The following is a 20,074-nucleotide window of genomic DNA, read 5'->3' as shown; positions in this document are numbered from 1 at the left end:
GCCGCCACCCCCCACAGGAGAGGCCCCGGCCGTCGCGCGGCACGGGCCGCGCGGCGACCCGTATCTCCTACAGCGCCATGAGTGCGTTTTCTGTCACACCTCGCGCCGCAACCCGGTAGTTGCATCTTGTACGGACATGGACGAGCAGCGGTTTCAGGTCGTAACGTGCCTTTCGCGCCGGACGGGGAAGGTGACTGATCACCGTGAGCATCGGCGGCTCCGAAGCCGCGGCCGACTACTGACCATCTACCGAGGAATACGGGTGCTGGGGGACGACGCGGAGTTGACAGCCGCGGTGCTTGCGGCACAGGACGGGGACGAGACCGCGTTCCGGACTGTGTACCGCGCGGTGCACCCGCGGTTGCTCGGCTACGTCCGGACGCTCGTCGGTGACTACGACGCCGAGGACATCGCCTCCGAGGCCTGGCTGCAGATAGCCCGTGACCTGGAGCGGTTCAGCGGCGACGCGGACCGTTTCCGCGGCTGGGCCGCTCGGATCGCCCGCAACCGCGCGCTGGACCACATACGGATGCGCGGCCGTCGCCCGGCGATCGGCGGCGACGAGACCGAGCTGACCGGGAAGGCCGCCGAGTCCGACACGGCAGGCGAGGCCATCGAGGCGCTGGCCACGGACAGCGCGCTCTCCCTCATCGCCCGGCTGCCGCAGGACCAGGCCGAGGCCGTCGTCCTGCGCGTGGTGGTGGGCCTCGACGCCAAGACCGCCGCCGAGACTCTCGGTAAGCGCCCGGGCGCCGTCCGTACGGCGGCGCACCGAGGGCTGAAGCGGCTGGCCGAACTGCTGGGCGACCACCCGGAAGCCGATCCGGAATCGATCGGCGGGCTCGACGGCCTGCCGCCGCAGAGAGAGCCGCACGACCGTGCGGTGACGTCCGCGAGTGTGACGCATACGCGTGCGCGGACGCAGAAGGACATGTGATGGCCGACGAGCAGTACAGATGGCTGGACCGTGAAACGGCGGAACTCCTGCTGCGCGGTGAGTCACTGGAAGCTGTCGACCCCGCCGCCCGCGACCGCGCCGCGCGCCTCACCGAAACCCTTGGTGCGCTGTCCGCGGCGCCCCCGCCGACCGGTGCCGAACTCCCCGGTGAGGCCGCCGCGTTGGCCGCGTTCCGCAAGGTACGCGCGGAGAACGGCGAGGCCACGGTGGTCTTCGGCGGTGCCCGGCACGGGGCCGCCGACGCCGGGCTCGTCCGGATCGGCACCCCCGTCCGCGCCGAGCGGCGCCCCGGCTGGGCCCGTCCGTTGCGCCTGGGTCTGGCCGCCGCGCTGGCCGCCGTGATGGTCGGCGGCGTCGGGGTCGCGGCCGGAACCGGCGTGCTGCCGACCCCGTTCGGCGGGGAGGAACCGGCGCCCGGCGCCTCGGTCTCGGCCGCCGCGACCCCCGAGCGCCCGCTGGTGTCGCCCCCGCCGAAGGACACCCCGGACGGCGGAAGCGGAACGTCCACGCCGGAGAGCACCCCGAACGCTCCCGCCGGCGGCACACCCCCGCAGCGCACCCAGCCCAGTGGTCAGGCGCCCGAGGAGACCCCCGGCACAGCGGGCCGAGTCGACGGCTTCCGCAACTGGTGGGGCTCGGTCACCGCGGCCTGCCGCGATGTGCGCGACGGCAAGGAACTGCCCGCCGACCGCCGACGTGCCCTCCAGGACATGGCGGGCGGCTCCGGACGCGTGACGAAGTACTGCAAGGCCGTCCTGAACGCGGCCGACGGCGACGGCGCGTCCGGCGACTCCAAGGGCCGCTCCGGCAAGGACCAGGACGAGAACAAGGACGACGACGAGAACGACAGAGGCGGCGACGACGACGGCAGCGGCATAGTCCCCGGTGACACCGGGGACGACGGCGCCCCCGCGCTGCCCGACCTCGCCCCCCTGCTGCCGAAGCGTGCGGCGACGGCCTCCCCGGCGCCGGCTTCTCCCGAGCCGTCGCCCAGCCCGTCGTACAGCGTCCTCGGCGCACTCGGGGCCTGAACAACCCGTCTGACCTGCGACTTTATCTCCGCCTGAACTTTTCTCGCGACACGCGTGACGTTTTCGGCCGTCGCGACGCAGTAATGAATGAGCCGACTGGTCATCGGCCGTCGCACAGAGCCGGGGTTCCCCCCGTACCTACGGCTCGTGCATCGGCGCGGGCGGGACACGTTCCCCCGGTCCCGCCCGCGCCCCACTCGCTTCTCACCAGTGGACGACGACCTTGTCGCCGTTCCTCACCTGCGCGAACAGCTCCGCGATCGCCGCTTCGTCCCGTACGTTGACGCAGCCGTGCGAGGCGCCGGCGTAACCGGTGGCCGCGAAGTCCGACGAGTAGTGCACCGCCTGGCCGCCGCTGAAGAACATCGCGTACGGCATCGGCGAGTCATAGAGCGTCGACACATGGTGCCGTGACTTCCAGTAGACCTGGAACACACCTTCCCGGGTGGGGGTGTACTGCGAGCCGAAGCGGACCGGCACCGTCGTCACCGTCCGCCCGTCGACCATCCAGCGCAGTGTCCGGCTGGTCTTGCTGATGCACAGCACCCGGCCGGTCAGACAGCGGGCGTCGGGTGCGTCGGCCGGCTGTCCGCCCATCAGATAGAGGTCCCACTGGCCGGGCTCGCTCGTCATCCCCAGCAGCCGCTGCCAGGTGACCTCGTCGGTCCGGCCGGTCCTCGCCAGTCCGCGCTTGCCCTGGAAGCCCTTGACCGCCTGCTCCGTCAGATCGTCGTAGGTTCCGGTCGGCCCGTCGAAGAGCCAGGCGACCTGACGCAGCCGGGCCTGGAGCTCCCGCACGTCCCGCCCGGTGTCGCCCGGCCCGAACAGCACCTTGGGCGGCGTGGGGGCCGGCTTGGGGCTGGGTTTCCGGCTGGGCTCGGCGCTCGGCTCGGCGCGGGGCTTGTCGTCGGACGGCGTACGGGAGATGTCGATCCGCACCGGCGGCGGCTGCTGTCCGCCCTCGGAGCCCGCGGCCTGCACCGTGCACCCCGTCAGCACACACACCCCGGCGAGCGCGCCCGCCCACGATCTCCGCATGCCCGTGGTACGCATCCCGACCCCCGCCGTCTCACCCATGCCCCAGATGTACGTCACGTGAGATGTTTCCCGTGGGTGCCCGGTTGCGAACTTGGCGGCATGGTTGAGTTCGGGGCCGAGCAAGGCGGGAGGCACACGCATGACGCGCGAGTCGGAGTCCGGACTGCCCATCGAGCCGGTGTACGGGCCGCAGGTGCTGGAAGGCTGGGACCCGGCCGAGAAGCTGGGCGAGCCGGGGTCGTACCCCTTCACCCGGGGCGTGTACCCGTCGATGTACACGGGCCGCCCCTGGACCATGCGCCAGTACGCCGGTTTCGGTACGGCCGCGGAGTCCAACGCCCGCTACAAGGACCTCATCGCACACGGCACCGCCGGCCTGTCGGTCGCCTTCGACCTGCCCACCCAGATGGGCCACGACTCCGACGCCCCGATCGCGCACGGGGAGGTCGGCAAGGTGGGCGTGGCCATCGACTCCGTCGACGACATGCGGGTGCTGTTCGGCGGGATCCCGCTGGACAAGGTCTCCACGTCGATGACGATCAACGCCCCGGCGGCGCTGCTGCTGCTCCTCTACCAGCTGGTGGCGGAGGAACAGGGGGTCGGCGCGGACCAGCTGACGGGCACCATCCAGAACGACGTGCTGAAGGAGTACATCGCCCGCGGGACGTACATCTTCCCGCCGAAGCCGTCCCTGCGCCTGATCGCGGACATCTTCAAGTACTGCCGGGCCGAGATCCCCAAATGGAACACGATCTCGATCTCCGGCTACCACATGGCGGAGGCGGGCGCCTCGCCGGCGCAGGAGATCGCCTTCACGCTGGCGGACGGCATCGAGTACGTGCGGACCGCGGTGGCGGCGGGGATGGACGTGGACGACTTCGCGCCCCGGCTGTCGTTCTTCTTCGTGGCCCGGACGACGCTGCTCGAAGAGGTCGCCAAGTTCCGCGCGGCGCGCAGGATCTGGGCGCGGGTGATGCGGGAGGAGTTCGGGGCGCGGAACCCGAAGTCGCTGATGCTGCGCTTCCACACGCAGACGGCGGGGGTGCAGCTGACCGCCCAGCAGCCGGAGGTGAACCTCGTGCGGGTCGCGGTCCAGGCCCTGGGCGCGGTGCTGGGCGGCACCCAGTCCCTGCACACGAACTCCTTCGACGAGGCGATCGCCCTGCCCACGGACAAGAGCGCCCGGCTGGCGCTGCGCACCCAGCAGGTCCTGGCGTACGAGACGGATGTGACGGCCACGGTCGATCCCTTCGCGGGTTCGTACGTCATCGAGAGGATGACGGACGACGTCGAGGCGGCGGCGGTCGAGCTGATGACGAAGGTCGAGGAACTCGGCGGCGCGGTCGCGGCGATCGAGCGGGGCTTCCAGAAGGGCGAGATCGAGCGCAACGCCTACCGGATCGCCCTGGAGACGGACGCGGGCGAACGCGTCGTGGTCGGCGTCAACCGCTTCCAGCTCGACGCGGAGGAGCCGTACGAGCCCTTGCGCGTCGACCCCGCCATCGAGGCCCGGCAGGCGGAACGCCTCGCGAAGCTGCGGGCCGAGCGGGATCAGCGGGCGGTGGACTCGGCGCTCACGGCCCTGAAGAAGGCGGCCCAGGGGGACGACAACGTGCTGTTTCCGATGAAGGAGGCGCTGCGGGCACGGGCCACGGTGGGGGAGGTGTGCAACGCGCTGCGGGAGGTGTGGGGGGCGTATGTGCCGAGCGACGTGTTCTGATCCGCGAAATTCGGGACGGGAGTGTCAGACCCTCGTGCGAGACTCATGTGCATGTTCGGTGTCATCGATCTCCCCACCTATCTGGCCGGCCTCGTCCTGATCGTCCTGCTGCCCGGCCCCAACTCGTTGTACGTCCTCTCGGTCGCCGCCCGCCGTGGCGTCCGCGCCGGGTACACCGCCGCGGCCGGAGTCTGGTGCGGGGACACCGTCCTGATGACCCTCTCCGCGGCCGGAGTCGCCTCCCTGCTCCAGGCGAACGCCGTGCTGTTCGGGATCGTGAAGTACGCCGGCGCCGGGTATCTGACCTGGCTGGCGATAGGGATGATGCGGGCCGCGTGGGGGATGTGGCGGACGCGTCGGGACAAGGCCGATGCCCAGGACGCGCCTGCCGCCACCGATGAGCGGCCGTTCCGCCGGGCGCTGGTCGTCAGTCTGTTCAACCCCAAGGCGATCCTGTTCTTCGTCGCCTTCTTCGTGCAGTTCGTCGACCCGGGGTACGCCTACCCTGCGCTCTCCTTCGTCGTCCTCGGCGCCCTGGCCCAGCTCGCCAGCTTCCTGTACCTCAGCGCCCTGATATTCAGCGGCACCAAGCTGGCCACCGCCTTCCGCCGCCGCAAGGGCCTGTCGGCGGGAGCGACCTCGGCCGCGGGCGCACTGTTCCTCGGATTCGCGGTGAAACTGTCCCTGGCCAGTTAGCCGGCCTCGGGAGCGCTCATCGGAGGCCCACCTCCGTCAGGTACCCGGCGAGCCCCGCCGCGTCCTCGCCGGCCCAGCCGACATAGCCGTCCGGCCGTACGAGGAACAGCCCGGTCCCGTAGGCCTCCTGGGCGCCCCCGCCGGCGACCCGCACCGACTCCGGCACATCGGGGGCGACCGTGTCGACGGCCACCAGCGTCCAGTGCGGCCCGCGGAAGGCGTCGAAGAGGCGTACGCCGTCCAGGGTGCCGTCGGGTGCGCGGTCGCCCGCCCGCACCGGGCCGGGAGCCTGCCGTGTCTCCGTCGTCAGCGACGAGCCCTGGTACCCCAGCCCCAGTTGCCGCGTCGCCGCGCCCCGCCGGACCTCGCCGCGGTGCACGCTCGTGGACAGACCCAGCATGTCCGCGGCGTTGGCCCGCCGCTCCTCCTCATAGGTGTCCAGCAGCCCCGCCGGTGCCCCGTCCCGCAGCACCGCGCCCAGCTTCCAGCCCAGGTTGTACGCGTCCTGGACACTGGTGTTGAGCCCCTGCCCGCCGGCGGGCGAGTGCACATGTGCCGCGTCCCCCGCGAGGAACACCCGGCCCTCGTGGAAGCGGTCCGCCAGCGCCGCCCGGGGACGGAAGTCCGACGCCCAGCGGAGCTCGGTCACGTCGTCGGGGGCGAGATGCGAACGGTCGGCGACGATCTTGCGCACACCGTCCAGGGACAGGTCCGGATCGGTGCCCTCCGGGAAGCCCGCGGTCAGCTGGAAGTCATCGGTGCCCGCGAGCGGGCAGATCGCGAGGAAGTCCTCCCCCTCGCGCGGCGGGAAGATGTGCCAGTTGTCGCGGTCCAGGCCGGCGATCCGCACATCCGCCACCAGCACCGGCCTCGGGTCCACGGTCTCCCCGGTCATGCCGATGCCCAGCGCCCGGCGCACGGCCGAGCGGCCCCCGTCGGCGGCGACCAGGTAGCGGGCGGTGACCGCGGCCCCCGAGGCGAAGTGCGCGGTCACGGCCGCCGGGTTCTGCTCGACCGACACGACCTCGCGGCCGAACTCGACCCGCCCGCCGAGTTCTGTCAGCCGGGCGAACAGGATCTCCTGGGTGCGCCACTGCGGCACCATCCACGGCGCGTTGTACGGAGAGTCCTCCGTCGCCTCGGCCGGGTCGAACATCTGGTGCTCGCCCACCCGCCGGCCGTTCTGCCAGATCATCCCGACCGGATAGCTGCCGCCCGCCGCGCGGATCGCGTCCAGGACGCCCAGGTCGTCGAAGACCTCCATGGTGCGCGGCTGAATGCCCTTGCCGCGCGAGCCGGGGAACAGCCGGTCGGCCCGCTCGACGACCAGCGCGAAGACTCCACGCCTGGCCAGGTCGACGCCGAGGGCCAGCCCGGTGGGGCCGGCACCCACGATCAGTACGTCAACAGTCATGATCCACTTTCCTTAACGCTGTTAAGTTCCCTCGATGACGATAGTGCCCTTAACGCTGTTAAGCTGTCAAGCGTGACTACGGAACGCCGAGCGCCCCTCGACCGCAAACGGGTCGCGGAGACCGCCCTGAAGCTCCTGAACGAGGTCGGTCTGGACGGTCTGACCCTGCGCGCCATCGCCAGGGAGCTGGACGTCAAGGCGCCGGCCCTCTACTGGCACTTCAAGGACAAGCAGGCGCTGCTCGACGAGATGGCGACGGAGATGTTCCGCCGGATGGCCGCCGGAAATCCGCCCGACCCCTCGGACACCTGGCAGGACCGGCTGCTGACGTCCAACCGCGCCCTGCGCACGGAGCTGCTGGCCCATCGCGACGGCGCCAAGGTGTTCAGCGGCACCCGCTTCACCGGTCTGGAGCACGCCGGGCAGATGGAGGCGAACCTGCGCCTCTTCACGGCCGCCGGGTTCACCCTGGCCCAGGCGGTCCGCGCGAGCTCGACGACGTACCTCTACACGATCGGTTTCGTCACCGAGGAGCAAGGCGTCGAGCCGCTGCCCGGCGAGCGCCGCGAGGGCTTCGACGTAGCGGAACGCGCCCGCCTGATGGCCGAGTTCCCTCTGTCGGCCAAGGCGGGCGCGGAGATCTTCGAGGACTACGACCAGCACTTCGAGGAAGGGCTGGCCCTGATCATTTCAGGGATCGAGACACGCTACGGGGTCGCCTGAGCGCCCTTCGTGCGGCCGGCCAGCGCCTTGCGCACCGCCCGGGTGACGATCGGCGGGAGCAGATCCCGGCCGATGCGCCGGGCGCGTGAGCGCGGCGGTCGGGGTGCGGGGGCCGGCTCCGGCTCGGGCTCCTTGTAGTAGCGGGAGTGCGGGAAGGCCGGCGGCTGCATGCCCTTCTTGGCGCGCGTGCGCACCAGACGGTGCCCTGCGGCGTCCTGGATGCTCAGCCCGACGTCCGTGCGCTCCCGGAGCATGGCGAGCAGCTCCTTCTGGACGGGCTCGGGGTCGCCCCAAGTGCCGTACAGCTTCTGTGTGCTGAGGCAGACCGGGCGCAGCCCCCGGTTGAGGACGGCCTCCCAGGTGGCGACCGAGACGCCCGGGGTGTGCTCGGAGCGGAAGTCGTCGAGGACGACGATGCCGTCGGGCAGCAGCAGGTCGTGCGCGGCGCCGATGTCGTCGTGCACGTGCTCGTACAGGTGCGAGGCGTCGATGTGGAGGAAGCGGCAGCTGTCCGGGTCGACCTCCTGGGAGATCAGGGAGCTGGGACCCTGGATCACCTTCGGCAGGCTGTCGTGGAAGGCGAGGTAGTTCCGCTCGAAGGCCTGCCGGGTGAGCGATCCGTACGACTTGTTGTGCTCGGCCCGGTTGGCCCCGTCCGGGGCGTCGCTCTCGAACAGGTCGCAGACCGTGAACTTGTCGCCGTCCTCCAGGTGCTCGCCCAGCAGGATCGCGCTCTTGCCCATGAAGACGCCGAGTTCCACCAGGTCGCCGCGCTGCCCCAGTCTTTGTTGCCGGTCCAGGAACCAGGTGAACAACACCTGGTCCAGGGGTGGGAACCAGCCCGGGACGTCTTTCAGTTCACCGGGGTGCGTGTCGATCTGCTGTGGATTGGCCATGAAGCGAGCCTGCTCACTCGGTGCCGGGCAATCTATCGATGGGCTGAACGTCCGGTGAACAACTCACCTCGTACGAACGGCCTGCGGACCTCAGCGTACGGCGGACCCCGTCAGCGCGCCTTGGCGAGCGCGGACCGCAGCCTCGGGCCGAGCGGCTTCTCGACGAAGCGGTGCAGCAGCCAGGCCAGCACCAGCATCGTGGCGATCGTCAGGATGAACGTCAGCCCCGCGGATACGTACAACTTCTTGTGGAGCGCTTGTATCACCACCCAGCCGAGGTGCTCGTGGACCAGGTAGAAGGGGTACGTCAGGGCTCCGGCCACGGTCAGCCAGCGCCAGTTCGCCCAGTTCAGCCAGCCCAGCGCGATCGCCGCGACGGCCACGAAGCCGAACGTCACCACGAGCATGATCACCAGCTGGGAGCGGTTGGCGAAGGCGTCCGGGCTCGGTGCGCGCCACAGGCTCTGGACCACGATGTGCTGCCCGATCAGCCAGCTCACGCCGACGATTCCCCAGGCGTAGGGGTCGCGCCGGTCGCGGTGGACGAGATAGAGGCCGACGCCGCCGATGAACATCGGGGCGTACTCGGGCATGACGAAGATGTCCAGCAGCGGCTGATCGGCGCCCTGCGCGATAGCCGCCAGTACCGTCCAGCCCGCACAGAACATGAGCACTCGCTGTCGGGTCGCCCCCGGGAGTACGACAAACAGCGCGAACAGTGCGTAGAAGCGAACCTCGGCCCACAGAGTCCAGCAAACACCGAGCGTACGATCCACTCCCATCGGATACTGAAGCATCGTCAGGTTGACCAGCGTCTCGCTGGGCGACAGTGCCTTGTAGGCGACCATCGGCAGCGCGAACACGGCAGTGACGATCAGGATCGCGGCCCAGTACGCGGGGAGCAGCCGGGAGGCGCGGGAGGCGAAGAACGACTTCAGGGGGCGGCCCCAGCCGCTCATGCAGATCACGAACCCGCTGATGACGAAGAACACTTGGACGCCGAGACAGCCGTACGAGAACCACGTGTGAAGGGTGGGGAACTGATGTTTGGGGGAGCTGCCCCAGGCGGTGGTGACATCACCGCCCCGGCCGCCGTAGTGGTAGGCGGCCACCATCAGCGCGGCTATGAGTCGCAGTCCGTCGAGGGCGCGCAGTCGCGTTTCGCGGGGCTTTGTCCGTTCCGGCAGCGGAGCCGTCTCGGGTGCCGGTCGGACGGTCAGGCTGGTCACGAAAATCCCCTCGACGGGTTAGCTCCTGTGGGTGACCCCAGCACATTAGTCCGAATCACAGGTATGACTTGGTTGACGGGCCAGGGATTACCCCCCTGGTTGCCGGGAGTTCACCTTGCGGTAGTTTTCACTTTCTAATTTTTTCCTTCATCCCCCCACGGATGCGCAAACAGTTCCAAGATCCCCCCAACAGCCGATACGCGGCAGCAAACACAAAGCATTGGCTTGGCAACACAACAGGAGTGCCATGACGAGGGTCCAGACCAGAAGGGCACGTGCGCGTGGGGGGGAGCTGGACGACTGCTTGCGTGCGTGCGCTGTACACAGCGGCAAACTCGTCGGAAGCATCGACCGCCGCCGAATAGATCTCTCGGAGCAGCTGCGGAAGCTGTTGGTCGTGTGGGGAACCACACCCGCCGCTGCCGCGCCCGCCCCGGCCGGCGGAGCCACCGCGCTGCTCAAGCGTGCGGTCAAGGGCACCACGGCCCCGGCCTCCGGGCTCGGCCAGGAACTGCTCGACGCCCTGCTCGCCGTCGCCAACCAGGCGCTGAAGTGCGGCTATGACGACGAGCTGAACCTCGCCCTGGTGATCAGCGACACCGTCCTGGCCCACCGCAAGAACTCCCGCGCCGGCTGGCGACTGCGCGCCCGCCTCCTGGAGGCCCTCGGCGAGGAGGCCGAGGCGGTGGAGGCGTATGAGAAGTACCTCACCCTCACCGACGAGGACGGCTTCGGCGTCACCGCGAAGGTCGCCGGACTCCGTGTCGCCCGCGACCGCGAGCGCGAGTTGCTGGAGCTGCTCAAGCGTCAGGTCCCGCGTGCCGGGGAGTTCGCCCGCGGCGACGCGACCGACGTCTGGGCCGAGGGTCTCGCCCTGCACGCCGCCGGGGACTGGGCCGAAGCCGAGCCCCGGATGGTCGGCTCGCTGATCGCGCTGGCCGCCGACGAGGCCCCCGTGGCCGACCGGCAGGACCTGCTGAGCCAGTACCTGGACCTGCGCATCTGTCTTGACACCGATGTCACCGCCCTCACCGAGGTCCTCGCCCTCTACGCCGAGCAGCGCCGCAGCCGTATGCGCGGCCCCGTGGCCGACCCCGCCATCGGCGGGGTGAAGTGGATCAGCCTCGGCGAGTTCCGCAACCGGATCGCCGGCAAGTCCATCTGCCTGATCGCCAACTCCGGCCGGGTGGGCGCCAGTTCGATGGGCGCCGAGATCGACGCGTACGACCTGGTCGTCCGCTTCAACTCGTACCGCATCGACCCGAAGCACACCGGCAGCCGTACGGACATCCACGCCACGATCCACAAGCACGGCTTCAACTGGGAGAAGTCGGTCGACACCCGGCTGGTCTTCGGTGGTATCTCCGGCGACTGGAAGTGGTCGCTGCGCAACCGGCTGGTGCCCGGCGCCCAGGAGTTCCTCGGCGACGAATCGCTGCGCTGGCCGGTCCGCAACATCGGCAGGCTCGGCAGCGACGTCTGGCCGGGCATCCCGACCACCGGCTTCAACATGCTGTACCTGCTGGACTTCCTGGACGTCAGCCCCACGCTGGACCTGATCGGCTTCGACTTCTACGAGAGCGGCGCCTACCGCGTCCAGGAAGCGATGAAGCTCGCCATCACGTCCGTGCACGAATACACCAGCGAGAAGGATTGGGTCATGCAGCGGGCCCAGAGCGTGACCGACATGAGGATATCCCTGCGATGACGACGACTTCCCTGACCGGGGCCCCCGCACAGGCCACGCACTCCGCGGCCGACATCACCGGCAAGCGGCGCATCGCCTTCGCGTCCTACGTCGACGAGAACTACCTGCCCGGCTTTCTCGTCCTGCTGCGCAGCCTCGCGCTGTCCAACCCGAGCGTGTGCGAGGACTTCGTCGTCCTCTACGACGATCTGCGCCCCGGCTCGATCGCCAAGATCCGCGCCCTGCACCCGCGCATCGTGCTGCGCCGCGTCAACGACACGCACTACGACTCGTACCAGAAGGGCGACCAGGACAACTACCTGGTCCGCAAGGCGTACTTCATCCTCGACGTCTTCCGGATGCGCGAGTACGACACCGTCATCACGCTCGACACGGACATGGTCGTCCTCGGCGACCTGGGCGAGCTGCTGAAGCTGCGCGAGGGCCTGGCGGCCGTGTCGCAGTTCTTCTACGGACAGCACAAGCTCAACTCGGGTCTGCTGGTCATCCAGCGCGAGTACCTCAGCGACGCCTTCTGCGCCAAGCTCGACGCGACCGGACGCAGCGGCGACTACGAACTCGACAAGCACGACCAGGGCATCCTGAACGCCGTGCTCGACGGCGACTTCATCCGCCTCGACGCCCGCTACAACTTCGTCAAGCGGCGGCTCTCCGGCGACCTGCCGGTGCCCGACGACACGGCGATCCTGCACTTCACCGGCCGGCACAAGCCGTGGCAGGGCGGCGAGTCCGGGTACAGCCTGGCCGAGGAGAAGTGGCGCGAGTTCGAGCTGGACGACGCCGAGTTCCACTCCGCCTACCTCGCCTCCTCGGGCGGCCTCCACCACGACCTGGTCGTGCACTACGGCACCCCGCACGTCGCCCGCACCGGCGACATCGAGACCGCCCGCAAGGTGGCCGCCGCGCATGTCGCCAACGGCAACTACCAGGACGCCGTCGACATCCTCGAGCGCGTCCGCATCCCCCTCGACGAGGCCTGGCCGCACGAGGTGCTCGGCCACGCCCTGATGAGCGTCTCCCGCTACGACGAGGCCAAGGCACAGCTGCTGATGGCGACGGCCGCCCCCAACCGGGCCGCCACCGCCTACTCCCGGCTCGCCCAGATGGCCTGGGTGCACGGCGACAACGCCTCGGCCCTGAAGTACGCGACGGCCGGCATGTCCGTCGACATCACCCACCGCCCCAGCCGGCTGTGGGCGCAGCGCGCGGCGGCCGTCCCGGCGCAGGAGCAGGGCACCGCCGAGGACCAGCTGGCCCATGTCGCCTTCTACATGGACCGGCAGGGCAACGCGGGCGACAAGCTGCTCCCGGAGAGCGTCCGCAGCGCCTTCGGGCCGGACACCACCTCCCGCCGCTGGCACTCGGTCCACGCCCACCGGCTGTTCGACGAGTCCGCCCTGGAGCGCGTCAACGCCCGCCGCGGACTGGTCATCGGCGGCGGCGGCCTGTTCATCCCGGACACCATGCCGAACGGCAACAGCGCCTGGCAGTGGAACGTCCCGGACGAGCTGATGCGCCGTATCGACGTACCGATCGCGGTCTACGCCGTGGGCTTCAACGCCTTCGACGGCCAGTCCTACCGGGCCAACCGCTTCCGGGAGTCGCTGCGCCTCCTCGTGGAGAAGTCCTCCTTCTTCGGGCTGCGCAACCACGGTTCGATCGAGAAGGTGCGCGGCATGCTGCCGGCCCACCTGCACGACAAGGTGCGCTTCCAGCCCTGTCCGACCACGGTGACGCGGCAGTTGGTCCCCGGCTGGCAGGACCCGGTCAAGCGCGACGACACCATCCTGATCAACGCCGCCTACGACCGCGCGGGACTGCGCTTCGGCCATGACTACAGCTACTTCCTGGCCCAGATGGCCCAGGCGGTACGGGACTTGGGCGAGCTGGGCGATGTGCAGTGCGTGGCGCACTCGCTCGACGACGAGAAGATCGTCTTCGACCTGCGGCGCGAGCACGGCATCTCGATGCCCGTCATCCCGATGTACGACTTCGAGAACGACGAGATCAGGGACCTCTACGCCCGCACCAAGCTGGTGATCGGTATGCGGGGCCACGCGGGCATGATCCCGTTCGGCTGCGGCACGCCCATCATCAGCCTTATCTCGCACCCGAAGATGGCGTACTTCCTGCGCGACATCGAGCGGCCCGAGTGGGGTGTGTCCGTGCACGACCGCCACCTCGCGGCCCGCCTGGTGGAGCGCTCCAAGGACCTGCTCCGCGACCACGCGGCCACCGTCGCCGACGTACACGGCCGGCAGCAGGAACTGTGGAAGGTCACCGAGGCGAACGCGGCGGACCTGCGGGCGATCCTCGGCGGCTGATCCGCGCCGAAACCGGTCGCCGCTGTCTCTGAACCGGGTGGGCCCGGAAGGGAAGTCCCTTCCGGGCCCACCCGTTGTGTCTCAGTCGTTCGGTGTGAACAGCAGATTCCGCGTCTTGGCGGGCCGGGGCGCGTACCACGGCACGAGCTTTCCGTCGGCCTCGGTGACCCAGTTGCAGTCGTATCCCAGGGGGTTGAACTCGGAGAGGAGTCCGTCCATCTCGGCGTCCCGCAGCGCTTCCAGCATCACGGTCGGCCGGTCGCGCTTGAGCACCTGCCGGGCTCCTTCGAGGACCGACATCTCATGACCCTCGACGTCGATCTTGATGAGGTCCAGCTTGGTATCGGCGAACACCTCGTCCAGCGGCAGCAGCCGGATGCGTTTCTGCTCGGCGTCGGCGGCGGCCGCCTCCAGGGTCGAGCCCGTGGAGAGCAGGTTTCCCGAGAAGCGGACGCTGATCTCGGCCCACCCCGCCTGGCTGGAGACGCCGGCCTGGTAGAGCTTGACGTTCTGAACGCCGTTCGACCGGACGTTCACGGAGAGACGGGCGTGGATCTGGTCCACCGGCTCGAAGGAGTGGATCTTCGCCTTCGGGTTGGAGAGGGCGGCGATCATCGAGAAATAGCCGACGTGCGCTCCGACGTCGGCGATCGTTGCGCTCTGCGCCGCCAGCCGGGACCAGGTGGCGAGGCTTCCGGGCTCGTAGCCGAACTTGCCGTTCCACAAGGTGTCGAGGGCGACCGCGTCGTCGTTCACGCAGAACATGACGAATGGTGGGCAATAAGGAGAGTTGATCTCTGCGTAGCCTCGATAAGGGTGCTTCTTGCGGTGGGTGACAATGATGTCGCTCGTGGAGACCGGCCGAACGGATGGTGCGTGGGCCAGCATGCGGGCATTCGCTTCTTCGAGCTGGGTGATACGCATCCCGCGATCGTAGGGCTGTCCTCATGGCCTGTGGATGGCTTCCGGAACAAATGTACGCAGTGGGCGCGGCCGCCCCGTGACGGTGGAGTCACGGGGCGGCCGCGCCCACTGCGTAAGGACACCGGACGTCCGGACGTCAGCGGCGTACCGCCTTCTTCAGCGCCCGTGCCCGGCGCACCACACGCCGTGCCGTCGCGTTGCGCGGCAGGAAGGACAGCCGCTCGGGGATGCCGCCGGGCAGCCCGAGCGAGGTGAGCCGCTTGCGCTTGAAGTAGCGCTGGGTGCGGGGGCCGAAGTGCGCGGAGAGGTAGCGCTCCGCAGCCGGGCGCAGGCTCGGGTAGATCTGCGGCTGCATGGTGAACCCTATGGCGGCGACCAGGGCGCCCAGTGTGTCGGTCGCGACGGTGTCCTCGCCCTTGCGGCCCTCCAGGTCCGGCAGTACCGCGTCGGCCAGCACGGCCGGCACGCGGTTGCTGTTCTGGTACGGCGTCAGCCGGTCGAGGAGCGGCTCGGTGCCGATGCGGGCGACCGGGAGGTCGTAGAACGCGGAGGCGGTGAACAGCGCCGTCGAGAAGCAGCCGACGACCAGTCCGGGACGGGCCTTCTCGAAGAGCACCTCGGCGAGGACGGGAGTGTCCAGGACGGTGAGGTCGACGCCGAGCTTCTCGGCCTCGGTCTCCAGGATCCGGCTGTAGCGGGCCGGGGCGGTGGGGTGCGGCTTGAACACGATCGAGCGGTGCCCGCGCTCCACGGCTCCGCGCATCATCCGCACGTGCAGCTCCTCTTCCTCCTTGGGGGAGAGGATGTTCAGCGCGGACAGGTACTGGCCCAGCAGCAGTGCCGCGTTGTCCGGCAGGACCGGCAACTCCGGTACGGCGCCGCCGAGTCCGCTGAGCACCTTCAGGAACGCGGGGCCCGGTACGACCTGCGCCGGGACGTCGAACTCGGTCAGCAGCATCGGCGTCAGACCGGGCACCAGGTCCAGGTGCAGCAGGCGCCGTACCCGGGTGCCGACCAGCGGGTCCAGCTTGTTGCGGGTGGGGCCGTAGCTCATCAGGCCGTCGGCGTAGACGTCGATCGGGGCGCCGTTGAACAGCTGGGCCAGTGTGAGCGCCGGGCTGACCTGGATGGACTCCAGGACCAGCTCCACCCGGTCGTCGCCCAGGTCCCACAGCAGCCGCAGATACCGCTCGAACAACGGGATGTCGTCCGGGCGCGGCACCCAGGCGCCGGGGTGGAAGGGCTTGATGGCCTCGTTGAACGACAGCACGCCGTCGAAGTGGTCGCGCAGCGACTCGAAGCCCGGCATCTCGTCGACCGCAGGAGTGGTCTCCGGCGTCCCGGCGTTGTTGAACACCAGCAGCAGCCGGCGGTCCGCCTCGGCGAAGCAGTCCGAGTCGATCGCGGCGGCGAGGGTGGCCGCTCCGTACAGCGTCGAGGCGCAGAAGATCTGGGTCGTACGGGAGGACATCAGGCGGCCGCCTTCGCAGTGGTGACCCGGCGCCGCAACCGCCGCAGCTTGCTGGCCCGGCGCAGGTCCATGGTGTCGAGCACATCGACGAGCTGGTCCTGCGGCATGCGCTTGATCGCCGCCGCGGAACGGATCCGCAGCTGCTTGGCCACCTCCGGCTCGAACTTGTCGATCTCGGAGAGATGGTGGGCGATGATCGCGCAGTACGTCCGTACGGCCTTCGGCAGCAGCAGCTCGGCGTCCCGGTCGGTCGCCGTCTCTTCAATCACCTGGTCGAAGGCGCGGATGAAGTCGAGTTGACGGACATCCCCAATTTGAGTGAGCGAGGAAGCGACCCCGCGCCGGTAGAAGACGCCGAGCAGACCGACCACGGCGAACGACTCCGCCTCGCGGTGCAGCTTCCAGATCCACGGCCGGTCCTCGGCGGTGCGCAGACCGTCGGTGAAGTGCAGCAACCCCTTGTCCAGCAGCCGGCGGTGATACGCGCCGGCCCAGGCATAGGCGTAGTCGACCGAGGTCGAGCGGTCGACGGGGAGGATCGCCTCGCGCGGGTTGAGCACTTCATTGCGGCGGCCGTGCGGGTGTCGGTGGATGGTGCGGGCGCGGGCGGTCGCCTGGACGTGGTCGGTGCGGATGAAGTCGCAGCCCAGCCCTTCGATGGCGGCCACCAGGTCGGAGAGGTAGCCCGGCGCGAGCCAGTCGTCGCCGTCGAGGAAGGTCAGGTACTCGCCGGTCGCCGCGTCGAGGCCCGTGTTGCGCGCGGTGGCCAGCCCGCCGTTCTCCTCGTGGCGGATGTGGCGCACCTGAGCGACGTCCGAGAGTTCCTCGGCGGCTCGTTCGAGAATCGCAGGTGTCTCGTCCTTCGATTTGTCGTCTACCAGGATGAACTCGAAGTCGCGCCTGGCGTTCACGCGAAGGCTTCTGAGCATGTCGGGGGCGTATTGCTGCACGTTGTAGAACGGCACGATCACGGAAAGCTTTGGCACGTGCGGAAGCCTAGGGGGACCTCCGGCGGCAGAACTTTCTGGTGATCGTACTACAGGTGAACTCAGTGTGTCGGAACGGTGCATGCCGAGTACTTCCGCAGGTTTGACGGGCCAGTTCGGTTGTCGTGGTGCTGTTGTTAACCTTCTGTTGAGTCGCGGTTGGGCTATACCTAGGAAATGCTTCCTAGCGTCTTGGATGTGCCAGCAAGTACAAGCAAGCCCCCGCGGATCGCCGTACTCGCGGACTCCGACACCCGGTGGAAATGGGGTGCCCTGACCGCGGGTCGCATCGCTCCGGGCCCGTCAATGGAAACCGGAGCACAAGGTGACACGCAAGTTGCCCCTGCCCTGAGCGGATTTCTGCTACGCGGCCGGGCCACTCCAACCGCCCGCCAGCTGGCGGAGGTCGGTGTCACGGCCGACTCCCTGCGGGAGGTGACAGCCGTCGAGTTTCTGCGCGCCATGGCGCAGGAGGAGTACGACATCGTCGTGCTCTCCCTGGTCGGCGGCGGTGTCCAGGCGATGCTGCACGGCCTCGCGCGGATCTGGGAGGGCCGCCCGAAGCGTCCCGTCGTCGTCACCGGCTATGTCGGCGTCGTCTACGAGAAGCTCGCCGACGGCCTGTTGCTGCGGCACGGTGCGGACCTCGTCCTCGCCAACTCCCGCCAGGACGCGGACCGTTTCCGGGCCGTGTACGACGGAGTGGGCGCCGACTCCTCGTCGGTCACCGAAGTCGCCCTGCCGTTCCTGGGCGGAGCCGCCTACACCGGTGAACACGAGCCGTACACCGTGGTGTTCGCGGCCCAGCCCTCGGTCCCCGAGAGCCGCAAGGACCGTACGTACCTGCTGGACCGGCTGATCCAGCACGCCCGCAAGCACCCCGAGCGCGAGGTGCTGCTCAAGCTGCGCTCCAAGCCGGGTGAGCACACCACGCACATCGAGGAGCTGCCCTACCAGAAGCTGGCGCAGAAGATAGATCTGCCCGCCAACTTCAGCCTGGTGTACGGGCACATGGGCGAGGTCCTGGACCGCACCGACCTGCTGGTCACCATCAGCTCCACGGCTGCGCTGGAGGCCCTGCACCGGCGCATCCCCACGGTGATCCTGTCCGACCTGGGTGTGCGCGAGACGCTCGGCAACCACCACTTCGTGGGCTCCGGCTGCCTGGCCTCCTGGGACCAGCTCGACGAGGGCCACCGGCCCACGCCCGACGAGGAGTGGGTGTCCCGGCAGGGTGTCGCCGCGGACGGCACGTACGAGAACGCCTTCGACGCGGGCCGCGAGCGGATCGCCAAGCTGCTCGCCTCGCCCGAACTGCCGCCCCTCACCCCGTACTACACACCGGTGACCGCGCCCGGCTATCTGCCCGGCATCCTCGCCCGCCACCACCTCGGCCCGGACGGCAGCCCGCTGCCCGGCGCGCCCGCGGCCGACAAGGAGCCCGGACCGGTCCGGCAGGTCGTGCGCCGGGCGGCGCGCGGTGCCTATCGGCACGGCGTCCAGCGGGTCGCGCCCGTGATCCGCCGTATGGGGGAGCTGTGAGCGATTTGACCGGGGCGCCGGGACGCGTCCCGCATCCCTCGCGAGAAAAAGCGGGGCCTTCTCGAGGCAACCAAGGCCCTTCGCAAGATGTCCAAGGAGTTATGTCCATGCCCAACTCACAAGCAGACCAGGGCGCTTCGGTGCGTCGCGTGCTCGCTGTGATCCCCGCGCGCGGCGGCTCCAAAGGCGTGCCCGCGAAGAACCTCGCCCCCGTCGGCGGCGTACCGCTGGTGTCCCGTGCGGTGCGCGAATGCCGGGCCTCCCGGCTCGTCACGGACGTCGTCGTCTCCACCGACGACCAGGGCATCGCGGCCGCCGCCCGCCAGGCCGGCGCCGAGGTCGTGCTGCGCCCCGCCGCCATCGCCGGCGACACCGCCACCTCCGAGGCCGCCGTCCTGCACGCCATGGACGCGCACGAGGCGCAGCACGGCTCGCCGGTGGACGTGGTCCTGCTCGTGCAGTGCACCAGCCCCTTCATCGTCCGCGAGGACATCGACGGCGTCGTCAAGGCGATCGTCGCCAACGGCGCCGACACCTCGCTGACCGTCGCGCCCTTCCACGGCTTCGTGTGGCGTCACGGCGACGACGAGCCCACGGCCGTGCGCGCCGAGCGCGAGGCGGCCGAGGGCGGCACCGACACCCTCGCGACCCGCACGACCACCAGCGGCGGCGGCTACGGCGTCAACCACGACAAGTCGTTCCGGCCGCGCCGGCAGGACCGCCCCCAGGACTTCCTGGAGACCGGCGCCGCCTACGCGATGGACGCCCGCGGCTTCCGCGAGCACAGGCACCGCTTCTTCGGCCGCACCGAGCTGGTCCGCACGGACCCCGCCCGCGTGCTGGAGATCGACGACCACCACGAGCTGGCGCGGGCCAGGGCGCTGGCCCCCCTGTTCGACGCGGACCGTCCCGGTGCGCTGCCGACCGCCGCCGACATCGACGCGGTCGTACTCGACTTCGACGGCACCCAGACGGACGACCGGGTGCTGATCGACGCCGATGGAAAGGAGTTCGTCTCCGTGCACCGCGGAGACGGCCTCGGCATCGCCGCCCTGCGCAAGTCGGGCCTGAAGATGCTGATCCTCTCCACGGAGCAGAACCCGGTCGTCGCCGCCCGCGCACGGAAGCTGCAGATTCCCGTGCTGCACGGCATCGACCGGAAAGACCTCGCACTGAAGCAGTGGTGCGAGGAGCAGGGCATCGCGCCTGAGCGCGTGCTCTACGTCGGCAACGACGTCAACGACCTCCCGTGCTTCGCCCTCGTGGGCTGGCCCGTGGCGGTCGCGAGCGCCCACGACGTCGTGCGCGGCGCCGCACGCGTGGTCACCACCATCCCCGGCGGCGACGGCGCGATCCGAGAGATCGCCAGCTGGATCCTCGGCCCCTCTCTCGATTCCCTCACCAAGTAAGGAAA

At 69.6% G+C, this 20,074-nt stretch carries 16 protein-coding genes; 9 read left to right on the top strand and 7 right to left on the bottom strand.

All coding sequences use genetic code 11. The annotated features are described in order from the left end of the window. Positions 1-262 precede the first annotated feature (262 nt). Together ACIHFB_RS34740 and ACIHFB_RS34735 are read left to right on the top strand one after the other, a co-directional pair. A complete protein-coding gene (locus ACIHFB_RS34740; protein ID WP_365280604.1) occupies positions 263-937 on the top strand; it encodes an RNA polymerase sigma factor in 675 nt (224 codons plus the stop codon). Continuing rightward, positions 937-1,989, top strand: coding sequence for a hypothetical protein (locus ACIHFB_RS34735; RefSeq protein ID WP_400129000.1), 1,053 nt, complete (start codon positions 937-939; stop codon positions 1,987-1,989). The genes ACIHFB_RS34740 and ACIHFB_RS34735 overlap by 1 nt, the downstream gene beginning before the upstream one ends. 204 nt (positions 1,990-2,193) lie before the next feature. On the opposite strand, the gene ACIHFB_RS34730 is transcribed toward ACIHFB_RS34735, so the two are convergent. Beyond that, positions 2,194-3,027 carry a L,D-transpeptidase family protein gene (locus ACIHFB_RS34730; protein WP_400129177.1) on the bottom strand — a complete coding sequence of 278 codons (834 nt, stop codon included), beginning with the start codon at positions 3,025-3,027 and terminating at the stop codon, positions 2,194-2,196. 139 nt (positions 3,028-3,166) lie between these two features. Between ACIHFB_RS34730 and ACIHFB_RS34725 the strand changes: the two genes are divergently transcribed. Together ACIHFB_RS34725 and leuE are read left to right on the top strand one after the other, a co-directional pair. After that, positions 3,167-4,747: a methylmalonyl-CoA mutase gene (locus ACIHFB_RS34725; protein WP_400128999.1), complete on the top strand. Its 1,581-nt coding sequence runs from the start codon at positions 3,167-3,169 to the stop codon at positions 4,745-4,747. Positions 4,748-4,798: 51 nt separating this feature from the next. Next, positions 4,799-5,443 carry a leucine efflux protein LeuE gene (gene leuE / locus ACIHFB_RS34720; RefSeq protein WP_365280595.1) on the top strand — a complete coding sequence of 215 codons (645 nt, stop codon included), beginning with the start codon at positions 4,799-4,801 and terminating at the stop codon, positions 5,441-5,443. 16 nt (positions 5,444-5,459) lie between these two features. Here the strand turns inward: leuE and ACIHFB_RS34715 are convergent, their stop codons facing one another. Beyond that, positions 5,460-6,857, bottom strand: coding sequence for an FAD-dependent oxidoreductase (locus tag ACIHFB_RS34715; RefSeq protein WP_400128998.1), 1,398 nt, complete (start codon positions 6,855-6,857; stop codon positions 5,460-5,462). A 72-nt stretch (positions 6,858-6,929) separates the two neighbouring features. Between ACIHFB_RS34715 and ACIHFB_RS34710 the strand changes: the two genes are divergently transcribed. Then, positions 6,930-7,580 carry a TetR/AcrR family transcriptional regulator gene (locus tag ACIHFB_RS34710; RefSeq protein ID WP_400128997.1) on the top strand — a complete coding sequence of 217 codons (651 nt, stop codon included), beginning with the start codon at positions 6,930-6,932 and terminating at the stop codon, positions 7,578-7,580. Here the strand turns inward: ACIHFB_RS34710 and ACIHFB_RS34705 are convergent. Both ACIHFB_RS34705 and ACIHFB_RS34700 read right to left on the bottom strand, forming a co-directional pair. Beyond that, on the bottom strand, positions 7,565-8,476 hold the full coding sequence (locus tag ACIHFB_RS34705; protein ID WP_400128996.1) for a class I SAM-dependent methyltransferase: 912 nt from the start codon (positions 8,474-8,476) through the stop codon (positions 7,565-7,567). The genes ACIHFB_RS34710 and ACIHFB_RS34705 overlap by 16 nt on opposite strands. Positions 8,477-8,586: 110 nt before the next feature. Continuing rightward, positions 8,587-9,696: an acyltransferase gene (locus ACIHFB_RS34700; RefSeq protein ID WP_365281607.1), complete on the bottom strand. Its 1,110-nt coding sequence runs from the start codon at positions 9,694-9,696 to the stop codon at positions 8,587-8,589. Between the two features lie 406 nt (positions 9,697-10,102). On the opposite strand from ACIHFB_RS34700, the gene ACIHFB_RS34695 reads away from it, so the two are divergent. Further along, a complete protein-coding gene (locus tag ACIHFB_RS34695; RefSeq protein ID WP_400128995.1) occupies positions 10,103-11,413 on the top strand; it encodes a glycosyltransferase family 29 protein in 1,311 nt (436 codons plus the stop codon). Next, the gene (locus ACIHFB_RS34690) at positions 11,410-13,737 is read left to right on the top strand and encodes a glycosyltransferase (protein ID WP_365280580.1); all 2,328 of its coding nucleotides are present in this window, start codon (positions 11,410-11,412) and stop codon (positions 13,735-13,737) included. The genes ACIHFB_RS34695 and ACIHFB_RS34690 overlap by 4 nt, the downstream gene beginning before the upstream one ends. A gap of 81 nt (positions 13,738-13,818) precedes the next feature. Here the strand turns inward: ACIHFB_RS34690 and ACIHFB_RS34685 are convergent, their stop codons facing one another. The 3 genes from ACIHFB_RS34685 to ACIHFB_RS34675 all read right to left on the bottom strand — a co-directional run bounded on the left by ACIHFB_RS34685 (position 13,819) and on the right by ACIHFB_RS34675 (position 17,118). Further along, the gene (locus tag ACIHFB_RS34685; RefSeq protein WP_365280577.1) at positions 13,819-14,493 is read right to left on the bottom strand and encodes an FkbM family methyltransferase; all 675 of its coding nucleotides are present in this window, start codon (positions 14,491-14,493) and stop codon (positions 13,819-13,821) included. 304 nt (positions 14,494-14,797) lie between these two features. Further along, entirely contained in the window at positions 14,798-16,132 is a 1,335-nt protein-coding gene (locus tag ACIHFB_RS34680; protein WP_400128994.1) for an alpha-2,8-polysialyltransferase family protein, read from the bottom strand. Beyond that, positions 16,132-17,118 carry a glycosyltransferase family 2 protein gene (locus ACIHFB_RS34675; RefSeq protein WP_365287788.1) on the bottom strand — a complete coding sequence of 329 codons (987 nt, stop codon included), beginning with the start codon at positions 17,116-17,118 and terminating at the stop codon, positions 16,132-16,134. The genes ACIHFB_RS34680 and ACIHFB_RS34675 overlap by 1 nt, the downstream gene beginning before the upstream one ends. A gap of 177 nt (positions 17,119-17,295) precedes the next feature. On the opposite strand from ACIHFB_RS34675, the gene ACIHFB_RS34670 reads away from it, so the two are divergent. Beyond that, positions 17,296-18,660: a DUF6716 putative glycosyltransferase gene (locus tag ACIHFB_RS34670; RefSeq protein WP_400128993.1), complete on the top strand. Its 1,365-nt coding sequence runs from the start codon at positions 17,296-17,298 to the stop codon at positions 18,658-18,660. A 107-nt stretch (positions 18,661-18,767) separates the two neighbouring features. After that, positions 18,768-20,069: a cytidylyltransferase domain-containing protein gene (locus ACIHFB_RS34665; RefSeq protein ID WP_400128992.1), complete on the top strand. Its 1,302-nt coding sequence runs from the start codon at positions 18,768-18,770 to the stop codon at positions 20,067-20,069. Positions 20,070-20,074 lie beyond the last annotated feature (5 nt).

This window comes from Streptomyces sp. NPDC051963 (assembly GCF_044593495.1).
GTDB lineage: Bacteria > Actinomycetota > Actinomycetes > Streptomycetales > Streptomycetaceae > Streptomyces.
This window is presented reverse-complemented; position numbering and strand designations above follow the sequence as displayed.